14 protein-coding genes are annotated in these 16,028 nt (G+C 40.1%); 9 read left to right on the top strand and 5 right to left on the bottom strand.

Annotated features, from left to right (window positions below; translation table 11 throughout):
- Positions 1–85: 85 nt before the first annotated feature.
- Positions 86–2,470: a TonB-dependent receptor gene (locus GGQ60_RS04025; protein WP_183760111.1), complete on the top strand. Its 2,385-nt coding sequence runs from the start codon at positions 86–88 to the stop codon at positions 2,468–2,470.
- Between the two features lie 10 nt (positions 2,471–2,480).
- Here GGQ60_RS04025 and GGQ60_RS04020 read toward each other — a convergent pair whose 3' ends face one another.
- The gene (locus GGQ60_RS04020) at positions 2,481–3,320 is read right to left on the bottom strand and encodes an AraC family transcriptional regulator (protein ID WP_183760109.1); all 840 of its coding nucleotides are present in this window, start codon (positions 3,318–3,320) and stop codon (positions 2,481–2,483) included.
- Positions 3,321–3,445: 125 nt separating this feature from the next.
- On the opposite strand from GGQ60_RS04020, the gene GGQ60_RS04015 reads away from it, so the two are divergent.
- Positions 3,446–4,459 (top strand): zinc-binding alcohol dehydrogenase family protein, encoded by a 1,014-nt coding sequence (locus tag GGQ60_RS04015; protein ID WP_183760107.1) that lies wholly within the window; start codon positions 3,446–3,448, stop codon positions 4,457–4,459.
- Positions 4,460–4,677: 218 nt separating this feature from the next.
- Here GGQ60_RS04015 and GGQ60_RS04010 read toward each other — a convergent pair whose 3' ends face one another.
- Complete coding sequence (locus GGQ60_RS04010; RefSeq protein ID WP_183760105.1) at positions 4,678–5,067, bottom strand: response regulator transcription factor; 390 nt, start codon at positions 5,065–5,067, stop codon at positions 4,678–4,680.
- Between the two features lie 45 nt (positions 5,068–5,112).
- Entirely contained in the window at positions 5,113–5,877 is a 765-nt protein-coding gene (locus GGQ60_RS04005) for a DeoR/GlpR family DNA-binding transcription regulator (protein WP_183760103.1), read from the bottom strand.
- A gap of 158 nt (positions 5,878–6,035) precedes the next feature.
- Between GGQ60_RS04005 and GGQ60_RS04000 the strand changes: the two genes are divergently transcribed.
- From GGQ60_RS04000 to GGQ60_RS03970, 7 genes are all read left to right on the top strand, one after another.
- Positions 6,036–7,592: a glycerol-3-phosphate dehydrogenase/oxidase gene (locus tag GGQ60_RS04000; RefSeq protein WP_183760101.1), complete on the top strand. Its 1,557-nt coding sequence runs from the start codon at positions 6,036–6,038 to the stop codon at positions 7,590–7,592.
- A 46-nt stretch (positions 7,593–7,638) separates the two neighbouring features.
- Positions 7,639–9,129 carry a glycerol kinase GlpK gene (glpK, locus tag GGQ60_RS03995; RefSeq protein WP_221235872.1) on the top strand — a complete coding sequence of 497 codons (1,491 nt, stop codon included), beginning with the start codon at positions 7,639–7,641 and terminating at the stop codon, positions 9,127–9,129.
- 135 nt (positions 9,130–9,264) lie between these two features.
- A complete protein-coding gene (locus tag GGQ60_RS03990) occupies positions 9,265–10,002 on the top strand; it encodes an MIP/aquaporin family protein (RefSeq protein ID WP_183760099.1) in 738 nt (245 codons plus the stop codon).
- Between the two features lie 447 nt (positions 10,003–10,449).
- Positions 10,450–11,127: a 3'-5' exonuclease gene (locus tag GGQ60_RS03985; protein WP_183760097.1), complete on the top strand. Its 678-nt coding sequence runs from the start codon at positions 10,450–10,452 to the stop codon at positions 11,125–11,127.
- Entirely contained in the window at positions 11,117–12,568 is a 1,452-nt protein-coding gene (locus tag GGQ60_RS03980) for a DUF294 nucleotidyltransferase-like domain-containing protein (protein ID WP_183760095.1), read from the top strand. Before GGQ60_RS03985 ends, GGQ60_RS03980 begins: the two co-directional genes overlap by 11 nt.
- A 613-nt stretch (positions 12,569–13,181) precedes the next feature.
- On the top strand, positions 13,182–14,783 hold the full coding sequence (locus GGQ60_RS03975; RefSeq protein WP_183760093.1) for a discoidin domain-containing protein: 1,602 nt from the start codon (positions 13,182–13,184) through the stop codon (positions 14,781–14,783).
- Between the two features lie 217 nt (positions 14,784–15,000).
- Positions 15,001–15,330 (top strand): YegP family protein, encoded by a 330-nt coding sequence (locus tag GGQ60_RS03970; protein WP_183760091.1) that lies wholly within the window; start codon positions 15,001–15,003, stop codon positions 15,328–15,330.
- Between the two features lie 66 nt (positions 15,331–15,396).
- On the opposite strand, the gene rplT is transcribed toward GGQ60_RS03970, so the two are convergent.
- Together rplT and rpmI are read right to left on the bottom strand one after the other, a co-directional pair.
- Entirely contained in the window at positions 15,397–15,741 is a 345-nt protein-coding gene (gene rplT, locus GGQ60_RS03965; RefSeq protein ID WP_025144714.1) for a 50S ribosomal protein L20, read from the bottom strand.
- 73 nt (positions 15,742–15,814) lie between these two features.
- Positions 15,815–16,015, bottom strand: coding sequence for a 50S ribosomal protein L35 (gene rpmI / locus GGQ60_RS03960; protein WP_010600880.1), 201 nt, complete (start codon positions 16,013–16,015; stop codon positions 15,815–15,817).
- Between the last annotated feature and the right edge of the window lie 13 nt (positions 16,016–16,028).

The following is a 16,028-nucleotide window of genomic DNA, read 5'->3' as shown; positions in this document are numbered from 1 at the left end:
TATCAATGAAAGTATGCACGGAAGATTTAACCATATTTAACTGAGGTTAACTTTACTTAACATGCAGGGCACTTAGTTTTGAAACATGAAAAAGTTAATCCTTGCCCTTCTTTTCTTTTCTCCTCTGATCACTTTTGCGCAATTACATAAAGGTTTGGTAACCGATAAAAAGGGCGAACCGATTGACGGGGTCAACATCAGCCTTCGCCAGGCAGACTCGTCCCTAGCCCTCCACGTTTCAAAAAATGGCCTGTTCAGTTTCTTGCAGCCTTTAAAAGGCCGTTATATTTTAATGCTGAAAGCTGTTGGATATAAAGAGATGAGCAAACCGATAAATCTTCCAATGGATTCGGTTACCATAGTAATGATCAGTGACGACAAAACCCTCGACCAGGTAACGGTATCGGCCTCAAAACCGCTTATCGTTAGAAAAATAGACCGGGTGATATTTAATGTCGAAAACAGCATTGTTGCCAGTAGTGCAACAGTTTGGGATGCGCTGGGTAAAGCACCGGGCGTACAAACACGTTTTGATGGCGGGGTAACGGCAAATAATAAAAACGTGGTAATTTATATGGATGATAAACCGATCAGGTTATCGGGCGAAGATCTGGCGGCCTATCTCCGCAGCCTGCCTTCAGATAATATTGCCAAAATAGAAATTATTGCCAACCCTACTGCCCGGTATGACGCCCAGGGCGGCGCCGTAATCAACATTATTTCCAAAAAGCCAAAAGGCGACGGTTTTAACCTGGTACTTTCAGGTGCCTATACACAATCTACCTACAGTAGCTATAGCCCGAGCATGGTATTCAACTACCGTAAAGATAAATTGAATATTTATGGCAGTTATGGCTATAACAGGCGTAAAAAAGACCACGACGAAAGTGAATATATCATTTATGATGCTCCTGGTGGCTATTCTGATTGGCGGAATGAAAAATCGGGTTTACGCCTGGGAAATGCCAACAGTTATAAAATTGGTGCCGATTACAACCTTAACGCTCAACAAGTGATCGGTATTTTGGTAAATGGTTACAACGGTGCCAACAGCAGGCCAAACAACATATTAACCACTATCACTAACAATCACGCCGTTACGCCTGATTCCCTTCTGCATACCCAAAATTTTTCTAACGGGAAAGCATATCAGTATAGTTTTAATCTTAATTACAAAATCAAATTGGACACAAATGGCAGGAATATTAATGTAGATCTTGATTATGTACCCTATCAGAACAAAAACAGCCAGCAGGTAAATACTTACGGAACATTAGGGACCGGTAGCTTGCTTCCTGACACTTACCACATCTTTACCCCTTCCGATCAGCATATTGATATCTATTCCGGAAAACTGGATTATACCGATAAATTCTGGAAGAAATGGACATTTGAATCGGGTCTGAAATACAGCAGTATCCGTACACGCAACAGTTTTGATTTTTATAACAATCCGGCTAGCGGTCCCGAATTGGTACCAAACCGTAGCGACCGCTTCGAATATTCAGAAAATGTATCAGCCATTTACACCAGCCTTACAGGAGATTTAGGCAAATGGAGTTTTGAAGGTGGTTTGCGTGGCGAATATACCCGCACAACTGGCAGATCGATCGTATTAAACACCAATAGCCAGAACAACTATTTTAAACTTTTCCCAACACTTTTTGTGGTTTATAAGGTAAATAAAGACAACGAAATCAATTTCAATTATAATTCAAGGATCAGCCGGCCAGAATATTGGAGGCTTAACCCTTTTAAATCCTACACAAGTCCGTACGCTTACCTTGAGGGTAATCCCGCATTGCAACCTGCCTTTATTTATAACAGTGAACTGGGTTATACCTATAAGCAGCAATATAATATTTCATTTTATTTAAGGCGGACAACCAATTATTTCAGTAATATCACCATACAGGATAATACCACAAAACTTTTTTATGATACCCAGAGAAACCTGGACCTAAGCCAGGAGATGGGTTTTTCAGTCTCTTTTCCAACCAAGCCAACTTCGTGGTGGGAAATCAACAATTATGCTCAGGGCTCTTACCGCCAGGAAAAGTCGGGATACCTGCAGGCCCGTTACGATTACCACGCTTGGGGCATTTATTTAAGTTCTAACCACGCCTTTACCCTGAACAAGGCACAGGGGCTCAAGGCCGAAATCAGCGCATGGTATTCTTCCCCTACCATACAGGGCATTTACCATATTGCACGGTTGTACGATATAAGTGCCGGACTACGAAAAACATTACTTAAGGGACAAGGAACAATCAGGCTTGCTGTAAACGACATTTTTTACAGTAATGCCTACCGGATCGATGTTGATTACCAGGATCAGAAAAATGGTTTTATTGAAAAAAACGACACGCGCAGTGTTACGTTAAGCTTCTCTTACCGGTTGGGCGGTAATCCAACTGCCGTAAGGAAAAGAACTTCAGCGAGTGAAGAAGAAAAGAAACGGACGCAGTAAATTATAACCTTTAACTCGCTACCGAGCTCCTGTAAGCTTTAAGGCTCATACCCTTGTGCGATTTAAAAAATTTGTTCAAATGGCTCTCATCGGTAAAACCAAGTTCGAAAGCAATTTCGTTGATCCGCATATCGCTAAAACGTAAACGGGCTTCTATCAGTTTGATCCTCAAATTGGCAATGTATTGCTGTAACGTTTCTTTCGTCTGCTTTTTAAAATATTTGCCGAAGTAATTTTCTGAGATTCCGAATTCGGCACTGAGCTTTTCGGCCCTGAGTTTCTCTGGATTGTAGATGTTTGCCTGGATATAGTTTAACAGATCAAGTGTTTTTTGTTCAGAATCTTCCTTAATACCAGCGGGCAGGTATTTGGCAATATTACGTGCTACCAGTACAATCATGGTATCGACCATTTTGGTGATCAATTCTTTGTTATAAATATCGCGGTTTACATATTCCGCAATCATGGCCTCAATCAATGATTTAACCAGGGGCTTGTCTGAAAAGTTTTTAAGTATACATCCAGGCTGGTGGCTGGCATTTTGAAGGATATATTCCATTCTTTTCAAATCGTCGGTATTAAAATCTTTGGAGCGCAGGTATACGTTGCCAAAGCGTAGAAAGAAAAATTCGGTTGTGTTTTCAATATCGAAAGAATGACAATCATCCGGCGTGATCAGGAACATGTGCCCGGCACGATAGTCAAACTTGTTATTATTGATGCATTGTTTACCACTACCCGATAAAATATAAACCAGTTCGAAAAACAGGTGCTTATGGCCATATTTCGGGCATTCATCAAGCTTTTGATATACAATTTCGTATGGCTCGTATAAAGTTTCTTTAATCATACTGTAAAAAACCAGGCACAAATTTACCGATTAAAAGCGAATTTATACCGGATTATTAAAATTTTGCAGTTTATATTTGCCATACAAAAAAAAGAATAACTTAATATTAAAATAATTAGGAAGCTATGAAAGCGATAGGATTTAAAACCTCATTACCCATTAACGAAAGCGAAAGTTTTATTGAATTTGAAACCCCGATCCCTGAAGCAAAAGGGCGCGATATCCTTGTAAAAATTAAGGCCATCAGCGTAAATCCGGTTGATTTTAAAATCCGTCAGAACAGTGCAAAAGATACCATATTGGAAAATCCCAAAGTAATTGGATGGGATGCAACAGGAACAGTAGAGGCTATTGGAGAAGGTGTAACTTTTTTTAAACCCGGAGATGAGGTTTATTATGCCGGCGATCTTACCCGTAGTGGCTCCAATAGCGAATATCAATTGATAGATGAACGGATTGCAGGCCTAAAACCCGTTAAGCTAAGTAGTGCGGAAGCTGCTGCTATGCCCTTAACGGCACTTACAGCATGGGAATCGCTGTACGACCGTATCCGGATGAACAATCAAAAAGACAATGGTAAAAGCATTCTGATTATAGGTGGCGCCGGTGGCGTAGGGTCTATTGCCATACAGCTTGCAAAAAAAATAAGCGGCCTTAAAGTAATTACTACCGCCTCTAGACCGGAAACAAAAGACTGGTGTAAAGCCATGGGGGCCGATGTGGTGGTCGACCATAAAAACCTGGTTGAAGAAGTACGGGCAGCAGGTTTTAAAGAAGTAGATTTTATTCTCGATTTTGTAGACCTGAACAGCTATTGGGATGACCTGGTAGAACTGATTAAACCGCAGGGCCATATCGTTTCTATCACCGGATCAGCCAGCCCTATTGCTTTAAACAAATTAAAAAACAAAAGCGTTACTTTTTCTTGGGAACTGATGTACACCCGTTCGATGTACCAAACCGACGATATGGAAGAGCAGCACCATATTTTAAACAAACTCGCCTCATTACTTGATAATGGCACGCTTAAAACCACATTAAATACTACCCTGAAAGGATTTACAGTAGAAAACCTAAAGGAAGCCCATCGTTTACTAGAAAGCGGAAAAACTATTGGTAAAGTGGTAATCGAATATTAATGACCACCATAAATCACTTTCATCAAACAGAGGTTGTACTATGCTATCCTGAAGGTTAATTTATTGTATAAAATGAATAAAATAACAGGAAAATGCAACGGTATTCATTCCTCCAAAAATCGTCATTACGGGAAGGAAGGACAAAGCCTTCTCGCAATGACGACATTTCTTTTATCTATCTAGCTTATATTGATTTTAAACAGGCTGCTAATTTTCAATTAACTTTTAACGCTGTTTTCAGCACTTCGCTTCAATTGGGCGTTAATACGCTTTAAAATATCATCGATATCAAAAGGTTTACTGATATAATCATCAGCTAATGCATCAATGGCCTTTTGTTGGCTGTTGTTTTGCGCAGACATTACAATGATTGGAATGTGTTTAGTAAAAATATCATTTTTTAAATCTTCGCAGATTTCTGCTCCGTTTCCATCCGGCAACATGACATCAAGCAAGAAAAGATCGGGCATTGCGTCCTGAATGTTTTTCTTTAATTCCTCAAATGATGATGAAAGCTGCAGTTCAAACCCCTCATCCTTTAAAAGGATTTCAATAACGTTTCTGATCTCCTGATCGTCTTCTAAAATGTGTATTCGTTTTCTTTCCATGTTCAAATTATATGTTTGGATTATACCGTTCTCGTGTGGAATGCACTATACGATAGTAACAGTAACACCTAAACTCTCTAAATGTTTAACAATTTGTTCAGAAATTCCTTTATCGGTAATAATATGATCAATTTCTTCTAACCCGCATATTTTTCCAAAGCCCCGTTTCCCAAATTTGGTTGAATCTGCAAGTACAATTGTTTTTTGTGATGCAGCGATCATTTTTCGGTTCAAATGAGCCTCCATGGCATTTGTGGTGGTTAATCCGAAATCCAGGTCAATGCCATCTACCCCCAAAAACAGCTTGTTGAAATAAAAATCCTGTAAAACCTGTTCAGCATAGGCACCCATTACCGATGAGGAACTTTTTCTTAACAGGCCACCCAACTGAATCACTTCGATACTTGGTTCGCGCATTAATTCTAAGGCCACATTTAATGCAGAAGTAACTACGGTTAAGTTTGTTGCAGGCGCAATGTTCTTCGCAAAATAAAGCACCGTAGTACCTGAGGCGATAACGATTGAATCATTTTCATTTAATAAGGCTGCAGCAGCTATACCTATTTTATTTTTTTCGGTAGATTGTAATTTTTCTTTCTCATTAACCGGGCGGTCTACCGTGTATGGATTATTTACGGTAGCACCACCATGGGTTCTAAATAACAGACTCTTATCCTCAAGTAGTTTTAAATCCTTTCTTATTGTTACGGAAGATACTTTCAACTCCTTACATAAATCGACTACATTTATGTATTGATCACGTTGCAGGCGACTTAATATAAACTGGTGCCTTTCAGCCAAATTCATCATAGTATATTTAATTTGCAGCCTGCAAATTAACAATAAAAACAGTCTTTAGAATATTTTGATCAAATAATTAATAATTTTTTCACGAAGATATTATATTATTCCGATTATGATTTCTTATAATTGCGTATTGTTTCGATTTATTACTTTTAATCATAAGAATGAAAAGATTACACCAGCCGCTCATTGCAGAAAACATAAATTGGGACCTGATTATCATTGGTGGTGGGGCAACGGGCCTGGGTACAGCACTTGATGCAGCCAGCCGTGGCTATAAAACCTTATTGGTAGAACAGGCTGATTATGCAAAAGGAACATCGAGCCGGAGCACAAAGCTGGTGCACGGAGGGGTGCGCTATTTGGCCCAGGGAGATATCGGACTGGTGAGACATGCCCTTAAAGAGCGTGGGTTATTACAACAGAACGCTAAACACCTCGTACATAAAGAAGCATTCCTGATCCCCTGCTACAATTGGTTTTCCATTATTAAATATTTAACAGGGCTTACCCTGTACGATTGGCTGGCAGGAAAATACAGCTTCGGCAAATCCAGCTATTTCTCTAAAAAGGAAACGCTGGCCATGATGCCCGGCATTAAAGCAAAAGGTTTAAAAGGCAGCATCAGGTATTACGACGGAAAGTTTGACGATGCCCGTTTAGCCATCAATATTGCTCAAACAGCCATTGAAAAAGGAGCTACACTATTAAACTACACAAAAGTAACCGGTTTATTAAAAAATGGCGAAACCGTTACTGGTATTGAAACAAAAGATACCATTACGGGCTTGAAATCCCAGTTTACAGGCAAAATAGTAATCAATGCCACCGGGGTTTTTGTGGATGATATCCTGCTGATGAACAATCCCAACACAAAAAAACTGGTGCGCCCAAGCCAGGGTGTTCATGTAGTGCTGGAAAAAAGTTTCTTAAACAGCGAGTCGGCGTTGATGATTCCAAAAACATCTGATGGCCGTGTATTATTTGCAGTTCCCTGGCACGAACATTTACTTGTAGGTACCACCGATACCCCACTGAACGAGCATAGCCTTGAACCACACGCTTTAAAAGAAGAAGTAGATTTTATTATGGGTACCGCCGCTGGTTACTTCAACCGCAAGCCACAGGAAAAAGATATATTGAGCGTATTCTCTGGCTTAAGACCACTGGCAGCACCAACAAATGGCGATGGGAACAGCACAAAAGAAATCAGCAGAGACCATAAACTGATTGTTTCGGCAAAGGGATTGATTACCATAACCGGTGGAAAATGGACAACCTACCGTCGCATGGCCCAAGAAACTGTAGACTTAGCCATTAAACAGGCCGGTTTAGAACCGAAAGTATGTATAACAGAAAATCTGAGCATTCACGGAAGCCAACTCATGAAGGAAGATGATCATTTATCGATATATGGATCTGACCGGGATAAAATTGAAGCTTTAATCAAACAAAACCCAAGCCTTGGGCAGCAGTTACATCCATCTTTCCCCTTTGTTGAAGCCGAAGTAATTTGGTCAGCAAGGAACGAAATGGCCGAAACCGTAGAGGATATTTTAAGCAGAAGACTTAGGGTATTATTTATTGATGCGCAGGCTGCGAAAAGTATGGCACCAAGGGTGGCCTCACTCCTCTCGAAAGAATTATCTGCAGATGAGCGTTGGGAGGTCGAGCAAATTGAAACATTTAATAAACTAGCTGATGGTTACCTTTATCATTAACCTATTATAACCGAGAAGGCATAACCCTCTAACCAAATTCTTAATTATGAGCAAATACATCTTGTCTATCGATCAGGGAACCACAAGTTCGAGAGCCATTATTTTTAACCACAATGGCGAAATTGTTGCCATTGCACAAAAAGAATTCACTCAGGTATACCCGAAAGCCGGATGGGTAGAACACGACCCTATGGAAATCTGGTCGACACAGCTGGCTGTTGTTACCGAAGTAATTGTTAAAGCGAGCCTTACGGTAAACGATATAGCCGCCATTGGCATTACCAACCAGCGCGAAACTACCGTGGTATGGGATAAAGAAAGTGGAATGCCCATTTATAACGCCATTGTTTGGCAAGACAGGCGTACTTCTGCCTATTGTGATGAAATTAAGGCTAAAGGTTTAGCAGGAAAAATCCAGGAAAAAACCGGTCTGATTATCGATTCTTATTTTTCTGCAACCAAAGCCAGATGGATTTTGGAAAATGTAGAAGGCGCAAGGGAAAAGGCCGAAGCAGGAAAACTGGCCTTCGGTACAATAGATACCTGGTTGATCTGGAAATTAACAGCCGGCGGGAAACATGTTACCGATGTAACCAACGCCTCGCGTACCATGCTTTATAACATCCATACCCTTAACTGGGATGAAGAACTGCTCGAATTATTTTCTATCCCGAAAGAGATGCTTCCTGAGGTAAAATCATCAAGCGAGGTTTATGGCGAAACGGCAGGAAGAATACTGGCCGCTAAAATCCCGATAGCAGGCATAGCCGGCGACCAGCAATCGGCGCTGTTTGGCCAGATGTGTACTGAAACAGGTATGGTAAAAAATACCTATGGCACAGGCTGTTTCATGCTGATGAATATCGGGGAAAAACCACGGATTTCTGCCAATAACCTTTTAACCACCATCGCCTGGCAAATTAACGGTCAGGTAAATTATGCACTTGAAGGAAGTATTTTTATAGGCGGTGCGGTTGTACAATGGTTGAGGGACGAGATGGGTTTTATTTCAAGGTCGGCCGATGTAGAAACCCTGGCTAAAAAGGTAAAAGATACCGATGGTGTATACGTAGTGCCTGCTTTTGCAGGTTTAGGTGCACCACATTGGGACCAGCATGCGCGCGGAACAATAACCGGATTAACGAGGGGAACAAATAAATCGCACATTGCAAGGGCTGCCTTAGAGAGCATTGCTTACCAAACCATGGATGTATTAAAGGCCATGGAAGCTGACGCAGGGGTAAATATCACCGAACTCCGCGTAGATGGCGGTGTTACCGCAAACGATTTATTGATGCAGTTTCAGGCAGATCTTTTAAAGTGCGAGGTCATCAGGCCGGAAGTTACCGAGGTAACGGCCATAGGTGCTGCTTACCTGGCAGGCCTGGCTACGGGTTTTTGGGAAAATATCGACCAGATCCGCAAGCAATGGAAAATAAACAGAACTTTCACGGCTGAAGAAGGCATAGACAATACAGAAAGAATAAAAGGCTGGAACAGGGCTGTAAAAGCGGCCAGGGTAAATGCGGAGGACTAACCATAAGCCATCATCATCCTGAAACCGGGTATTGCTGGCTCAACGAAGTTAGTTTAGTTTTAAGCCTTTATTCAGATAAAGAAATTAATCTGTCTGGAATAGTAAATTAATTATTAATCGCTTATTTTTTTTACAATGAATGTATATCTCGCAGAATTTATTGGCACTGCTTTAATGATCCTCCTGGGAAATGGTGTGGTTGCGAATGTAGTATTAAAGGCCACAAAAGGAAATAACAGTGGCTGGATTGTCATTACAACCGCCTGGGCTCTTGCTGTTTTCGTAGGCGTTGTGGTGGCAGGGCCATACAGTGGCGCACATTTAAATCCTGTGGTAACCTTAGGCTTGGCCATTGGAAAAGGCTTTAGCTGGGCCCTTGTACCATATTATATCCTGGCACAGCTGGCTGGTGCCATGACCGGTTCTTTTTTGGTCTGGGTTATTTACAAGGATCACTTCGATGCTACAGACGATTCCGGTTTAAAAGCCGCACCTTTTGCCACTTCGCCGGCGATCAGAAACAAAACATCAAATCTTGCTTCCGAAATCATTGGCACTTTTGTACTCATATTTGTGATTTTTTATTTTACAGATGCCAGTATGGGTACTAAAGAAACCGTTACACCTATAGGATTAGGCTCGATGGGTGCCATACCTGTTGCATTTTTAGTGTGGGTTATCGGTTTGGCACTGGGCGGAACAACAGGATATGCCATCAACCCGGCAAGAGATTTAGGTCCCCGGATTGTTCATGCTTTAATCCCAATGAAAGGAAAAGGCAGCAGCGACTGGGCTTATGCCTGGATACCTGTTGTAGGTCCAATTATTGGATCCGTATTGGCCGCGATAGCATTTCTGTTAATTGGTAAGTAGTGATGGCACATCGTCATCTCGACCGGAATATAGTGAAATGAAGAGATCTGTCTGCACAGATTTGGCTTCATCGAGCGCTAATTATTCACCATATAGGCATTTAAGTTCTTAAATATTCTTAATGGTTAAGGTTGGTTGATTAAATAGAAATAGAATCGTCATCTCGACTGAAACATCGTGAAACCAAGAGATTTACCTCGTTTGAAAGACCCTGAAAGGGATTCAGGGTGATGATAATCTTGGAACGATTCACCTCCATACAGCACCATATTCATTGATTACTAAATAGTTACCAGATCAGCTATACTCCTGTTTTTCCAAAAAACTGATCTCTCGAAAGGAGGATCAATTTCTTTCGCTGCTTTAATATTTCTTTCATACAGCTGCCAAATAATAATTATCTTTGATTAAGATTGTGCCACTTTTTACCTAACCAACCATCTAAAATTGGAGGAATATTTCTTAGTTGTTGATACCGAAACATCTGGTTTACCAAAAAACTGGTCGGCACCTTATGGAAATGAAAAAAACTGGCCCCATATCGTTCAAATTGCCTGGATTATTTACGATCAGCAGCATAACGAAATCAAGCGGGCCAACCACTACATCAGCAATACGGGAATTAAAATTGATAAAGCTGCACAAAAAATTCATAACATCAGCGCAGAATACCTGCAGCTACACGGGGAAGACAAGAGAGAAATTATGCTCAGTTTCTATGCTGATATTAAAAAATATAAACCCCTGGTTATCGGCCATTTTATTGAACTCGATTATCATATGCTGAATGTGGAGCTATTTAGAATGGGCAAGGAAGATGTTTTTAAAGGCTTATCTTTTTTCTGTACCATGAAAGCCAGTGCGCTGTATATTACCGATTCTGTAATCAGCCACCTGAAACTCGATAAATTCTATACCATATTATTTAACGAGGTACCGGAGAATATGCATAATGCTCTTTCTGATGCATTAAGCGCCGCTAAAATATTTTTTCACCTCATCGAAAGTAAAAAAATCAGCCTGTCATCAGTTTATAGTCAGCAACACGGCTTTAACCGTGAAAAGAAGAAAGCAGAAGCATTTTCATTCAAAAAAGTTTTAAAGGGTATTTTTAATGGAAGATAAATTAACCGACCGTATTTATACAGCCCGTATCGGGGACATCACCTTTAAAAAAATAGTGAGTTGCGGGCCCAAAACGCCTATTTTTGAAGCAGCGATTAAAATGGCTGAACAGAAAACCAGCTGCCTTTTTATTAAAGATGAGCTGCAAGGTTACCTGGGTTTCGTAACCGATATTACTTTAAGGGATGAAGTTATTGCAAAACAGTTAAGTGCCAGCCTGCCCATTGAAACGGTTATGGATAAAAATATCGTATCCATAACACCCGATGCTTACGTTTACGAAGCTATCCTGATGATGTTCAGTAAAAAGTCGCGCTATTTGCTGATAAATGATCATGGCAACTACGTAGGTTTTTTAAGCCGGAACAGGCTCCTGAGCGAGCAGGCAGAATCTCCTTTGGTTTTCATTCAGTCGGTTAAATCGGCTGTTAACACCAACGACCTGAAGTTAAAATGGCAGAAAGTACCACATATTGTTGCACAGCTATTAAACAGAGGAGTTCATGCAAAGATTGTAAACGAGGTGGTTACTACCATTGCAGATACCATTTCATTTAAAATTATTGAAGAAGTAATTGCTAAACTCGGACCACCACCAGCAAAATTTGTGTTTATGGTTTTAGGTAGCGAGGGCCGTAAAGAGCTAAGCCTTAAAACCGATCAGGATAACGCAATTATTTATGAAGATACACCTGAAGATAAAAGGGCGGCTGTACGCACCTATTTTCTCGACCTGGCCACGCAGGTTTCTGATAAGCTGAATCATGTTGGCTTTGTATACTGCGATGGAGATTATATGGCTACCAATCCAAACTGGACACACTCTTTATCGCACTGGAAATACAACTACAAAAACTGGATTGAAGAAGCCTTGCCCGAAGCGGCAGTAAAATTTGCAGCTTTTTTCGATTGCCGGGCAATTTATGGCGATTTAAGCATTATGGAAAGCTTAAGGTCTTTTGTAGATGAAGAACTGCAGAAACCCATTGAAAAATTTTATGTCTACCTGGCCAAAAATGCCTTACTGTATGAACCTCCACTAACCTATTTCAGAAATATCAGGACCCAAAAAATACATAAAAAGGAAGTTTTCGATATTAAAACCGCCATGACCCCTATTGTCGATCTGGCAAGGGTTTACGCCCTGCAAAACAGGATATTTCAGAAAGAAAATACCGGCGAACGTTTAAAAGCTTTAAAAGAACTGGGCATTTTTACCGAACAACAGTTTAATGAACTCTCCCAATCTTATTATTACCTGATGGGTTTAAGGTTAAAACACCAGGCCAATTTAATTATCAATCACCAGTCTGTACCCAACAATTTTATCGAAATAGATACACTATCCAAAATCGAAAAGGTAACACTTGTTGAGATCTTTAAAATTATTCTTAATTTTCAAAGTGGAATCAGAATGAAATTCACCAATACTTTAGGTTAAAAACCCGGTTTATTTTTGAATTATTCTTGCCTCCGGATCATCAGTACGTTCAGGTTGTTCTACTTCATACAACGCTAATTTTCTGCAAATTAACCTGCTGGTCTTTCATTCTTTTGTAGCAATCAAGCTGCGATTTCTTCCTGCCCCTTTCGCTATACAAAACATAAACTTAAAAGCCTAAAAAATACTACATAACTAAAATAACCGCAAAACGTAAGCAAATTAGGGCCTTCCCGACTATAAAATCAAACGTTTGCGTGTTGTAATCTTCAAATTCATGATTGATTGCGATAAAAGATTTGAAAAACACGCTTTATACGTTTTTCTGGCTTAATCGATATATACACTTCATACAATTGTAACACAAACGTTTGCGCTGATTTATTTTAATAAAGTACGGCTACTGTGTGTAACTTAAGGGTTACAGGACAAATAGGAACCGGCTTATTACACATCATTTTTAAACAGAATACAGAGGATAGCGGCCAGGTTTGGCAAATGATGATGATGTGTTTTCTTTACAAGAACCAGGGCATGTGGCTGAGCTCAGCACGTTAAACAAGGCAGTATTAACCAAATTGCATATTATCAATCCAAACCTAAAAATTATCAAATGAAAAAAAACAGTGTACTTCTTGCGGGCCTTGTATCCGCCTGTCTGGCTGTCTTATCTTGTAAAAAAGCCGAAAACTTACAAAATGAAGAAAAAACATTTAAAATTAGCCAGAAGATGGCCACGGCCAGTATTGTTACGCAAACACGCAATGTAAACATCGTGTATTTTGTACCTAACGATCTGGATACCTTAGCGGGTTATCGGAAAAGATTAAGCGACCTTTTGCTGTGGACCCAAGACTGGTATAAACAGGAAATGAACCGGAACGGTTATGGCAATAAAACTTTTGGCCTGGCCGATGATGGCTCTGGTGGCGTAAAAATCTTAACCATCAGGGGAAATTTACCAAAAAGCAGTTACCCCTACTCAGGCGGTTCAGGAGCTGTTGCCAGCGAAATAAACGCTTATTTTGCAGCCCACCCTGCAGATAAAACCAGCGATCATACCCTGGTGATTATCCCGAGGTATTCCATCGGCACCAATGGTACGCCAAGCGGTGGTCCGTTTTATGGTACCGGCCGCTGGTGCTATGCCCTTGATTATGAGGAAATGGATATTGCCAACCTTGGCTTAAATACAACGGTAGGTAACCGATTCAGCGTTTGGTTTGGCGGCATGGTTCACGAATTGGGCCATGGTTTAAATTTACCGCACAACAGACAAAAAGTTTCTGAAAATTCTACATTGGGTATGGCATTAATGTGGGCCGGTAATGGAACACTGGGCAAGAGCCCAACTTTTTTAACCGCTGCCGATGCTGCTATTTTAAATGTTAACCAGGTTTTTAATAATAACTCCAATAGTTATTACGGCTCGGTTACCACCAGCATCCCTAAAATATACGCCAGTTACGATAGTGGCCTGGCATCAATAGTGGTATCCGGAAAATTTACCTCTACCGGTAACGTAACCAGCATTTTATATTACAATGATCCAAATGTAAACAATGAAGGTACAGGCGTAAACAAGGATTACAATGCCATCACCTGGGAGTCGAAAAAAATTGGTACAGATAGTTTCAGGGTGGTGATGCCAATTGCCGATCTGCAGGAAAAAGCCGATGGTATTCCTTACGAACTAAAAGTAAAACTTGTACACGATAATGGCACAGTAACCGAACAGATTTATAGCTATACCTTTTCCGGAGGATTACCTGTATTAGGTTTCTCAACAAAGAACGAGCTAAGCAAAACAGGATGGAGCATTGCTTCGTTCAGTTCTGAAGAAAGTTCAGATGGTAAAGCGACCAGTTTAATTGATAATGATCCGGCTACTGTTTGGCATTCGAGATGGAGAACATCTGCCACTTCTTACCCTCACAATGTGGTTATTAAAGTTGGTACAACTTCTAAAACAGCGAGTGGCGTAAGTTTATTGCAGCGCAGCAGCTTAAGCAGGGCGGTTAACGATTTTGAAATTTTAACCAGTACAGATGGCATCAATTTTACATCACAGGGCAATTACGTTGCTAAAAACGTAACCGGAGTACAGTATTTTGATTTCGCTTCTCCTCAAACATTCCTATACTATAAAATTATCGCTAAATCTGCACATGATGGTCAGCAATTTGCCTGTTTAGCAGAACTGGGATTATATTAATAAAATTATCGTCATTTCGAGCGGAGTATAACGGAGTCTAAAAAACTATTCGAAGATTCACACTTTCGCAGAAATGACGATCTTGCTTTTAGCGATATAACACTCCATATTAAATATTAACTTATTTTTAATTCTCGAAAGCATATTGATTTTGCTTCGAAATTTTTATAACTTTAAGAGTAAGGTACTTTAAACCAAATAATTAAATATCAGCACTATGGGAAAATTTGTGATTACTAAAAGGAGCAATGGCGAATACCAGTTTAATCTGAAAGCCGGAAATGGTCAGGTTATTTTAAGCAGTGAAGGTTATGCCGCGAAATCGAGCTGCGAAAACGGAATTGAATCGGTTAAAAAGAATGCGAAGGACGATTCGAAATTTGAACGGAAAACCTCAAGCAATTGCAAGTATTATTTTAGCTTAAAAGCAACAAACGGTCAGATTATAGGTTCTAGCGAAATGTACGAAAGTACTTCCGCGAGAGATAATGGAATCGAATCTGTTCAAAAAAATGCACCGGATGCCGAAACAGATGACCAAAGTTAAGCCCATTAAAAAAGGGAACCCATTTGGTTCCCTTTTTTAAATATGATTATCGTCGAAACGAAAATTCTATTTTACTGCATCAATTACAGCTTTGAAAGCTTCAGGATGATTCATTGCTAAATCAGCCAATACTTTACGGTTTAAACCGATTTCTTTTGAAGCTAATTTACCGATTAATTGAGAGTAAGAAATACCGTGCTGACGTGCACCAGCGTTGATACGTTGGATCCACAATCCGCGGAATTCTCTTTTCTTAACTTTACGGTCACGGTATGCATATTGCAAACCTTTTTCTACTGTGTTTTTGGCAACAGTATAAACCTTACTTCTTGCTCCCCAATAACCTTTGGCTAAATTAAGGATCTTTTTTCTTCTTCTTCTCGAAGCTACTGCGTTTACCGAACGTGGCATGTTGTTGTTGTTTTTTGGTAAGCGGCGTCCAGTTAAGGAACTTTAATGCCTGATACCTGGTGAAATTAATGAATTACTTTCCGATGCAAAGCATACGTTTTACGTTACCTGAATCTGCATCTGTTACAATTCCTGCATTTCCAAGCGCACGTTTACGTTTAGTACTCATCTTGGTTAAGATGTGACTTTTGTATGCTTTGTTTCTTTTGATTTTACCTGTTCCAGTAAGCGAAAAACGCTTTTTGGCACTGGAATTGGTTTTCATTTTTGGCATAACCTGTTATTTA

This window comes from Pedobacter zeae, assembly GCF_014196715.1.
Classification (GTDB): Bacteria; Bacteroidota; Bacteroidia; order Sphingobacteriales; family Sphingobacteriaceae; genus Pedobacter; species Pedobacter zeae.
The sequence above is the reverse complement of the archived record's forward strand: the minus strand, read 5'-3'. Positions and strand labels throughout refer to the sequence as shown.

Coding starts and splice junctions, on each gene's coding strand:
- GGQ60_RS03970 (WP_183760091.1), top strand. CDS start 15,001: ATGGGAAAATTTGTGATTACTAAAAGGAGCAATGGCGAATACCAGTTT.
- GGQ60_RS04025 (WP_183760111.1), top strand. CDS start 86: ATGAAAAAGTTAATCCTTGCCCTTCTTTTCTTTTCTCCTCTGATCACT.
- glpK (WP_221235872.1), top strand. CDS start 7,639: ATGAGCAAATACATCTTGTCTATCGATCAGGGAACCACAAGTTCGAGA.
- GGQ60_RS04005 (WP_183760103.1), bottom strand. CDS start 5,877: ATGATGAATTTGGCTGAAAGGCACCAGTTTATATTAAGTCGCCTGCAA.
- GGQ60_RS04015 (WP_183760107.1), top strand. CDS start 3,446: ATGAAAGCGATAGGATTTAAAACCTCATTACCCATTAACGAAAGCGAA.
- GGQ60_RS03980 (WP_183760095.1), top strand. CDS start 11,117: ATGGAAGATAAATTAACCGACCGTATTTATACAGCCCGTATCGGGGAC.
- GGQ60_RS03990 (WP_183760099.1), top strand. CDS start 9,265: ATGAATGTATATCTCGCAGAATTTATTGGCACTGCTTTAATGATCCTC.
- GGQ60_RS04000 (WP_183760101.1), top strand. CDS start 6,036: ATGAAAAGATTACACCAGCCGCTCATTGCAGAAAACATAAATTGGGAC.
- rpmI (WP_010600880.1), bottom strand. CDS start 16,015: ATGCCAAAAATGAAAACCAATTCCAGTGCCAAAAAGCGTTTTTCGCTT.
- GGQ60_RS04010 (WP_183760105.1), bottom strand. CDS start 5,067: ATGGAAAGAAAACGAATACACATTTTAGAAGACGATCAGGAGATCAGA.
- GGQ60_RS04020 (WP_183760109.1), bottom strand. CDS start 3,320: ATGATTAAAGAAACTTTATACGAGCCATACGAAATTGTATATCAAAAG.
- GGQ60_RS03975 (WP_183760093.1), top strand. CDS start 13,182: ATGAAAAAAAACAGTGTACTTCTTGCGGGCCTTGTATCCGCCTGTCTG.
- rplT (WP_025144714.1), bottom strand. CDS start 15,741: ATGCCACGTTCGGTAAACGCAGTAGCTTCGAGAAGAAGAAGAAAAAAG.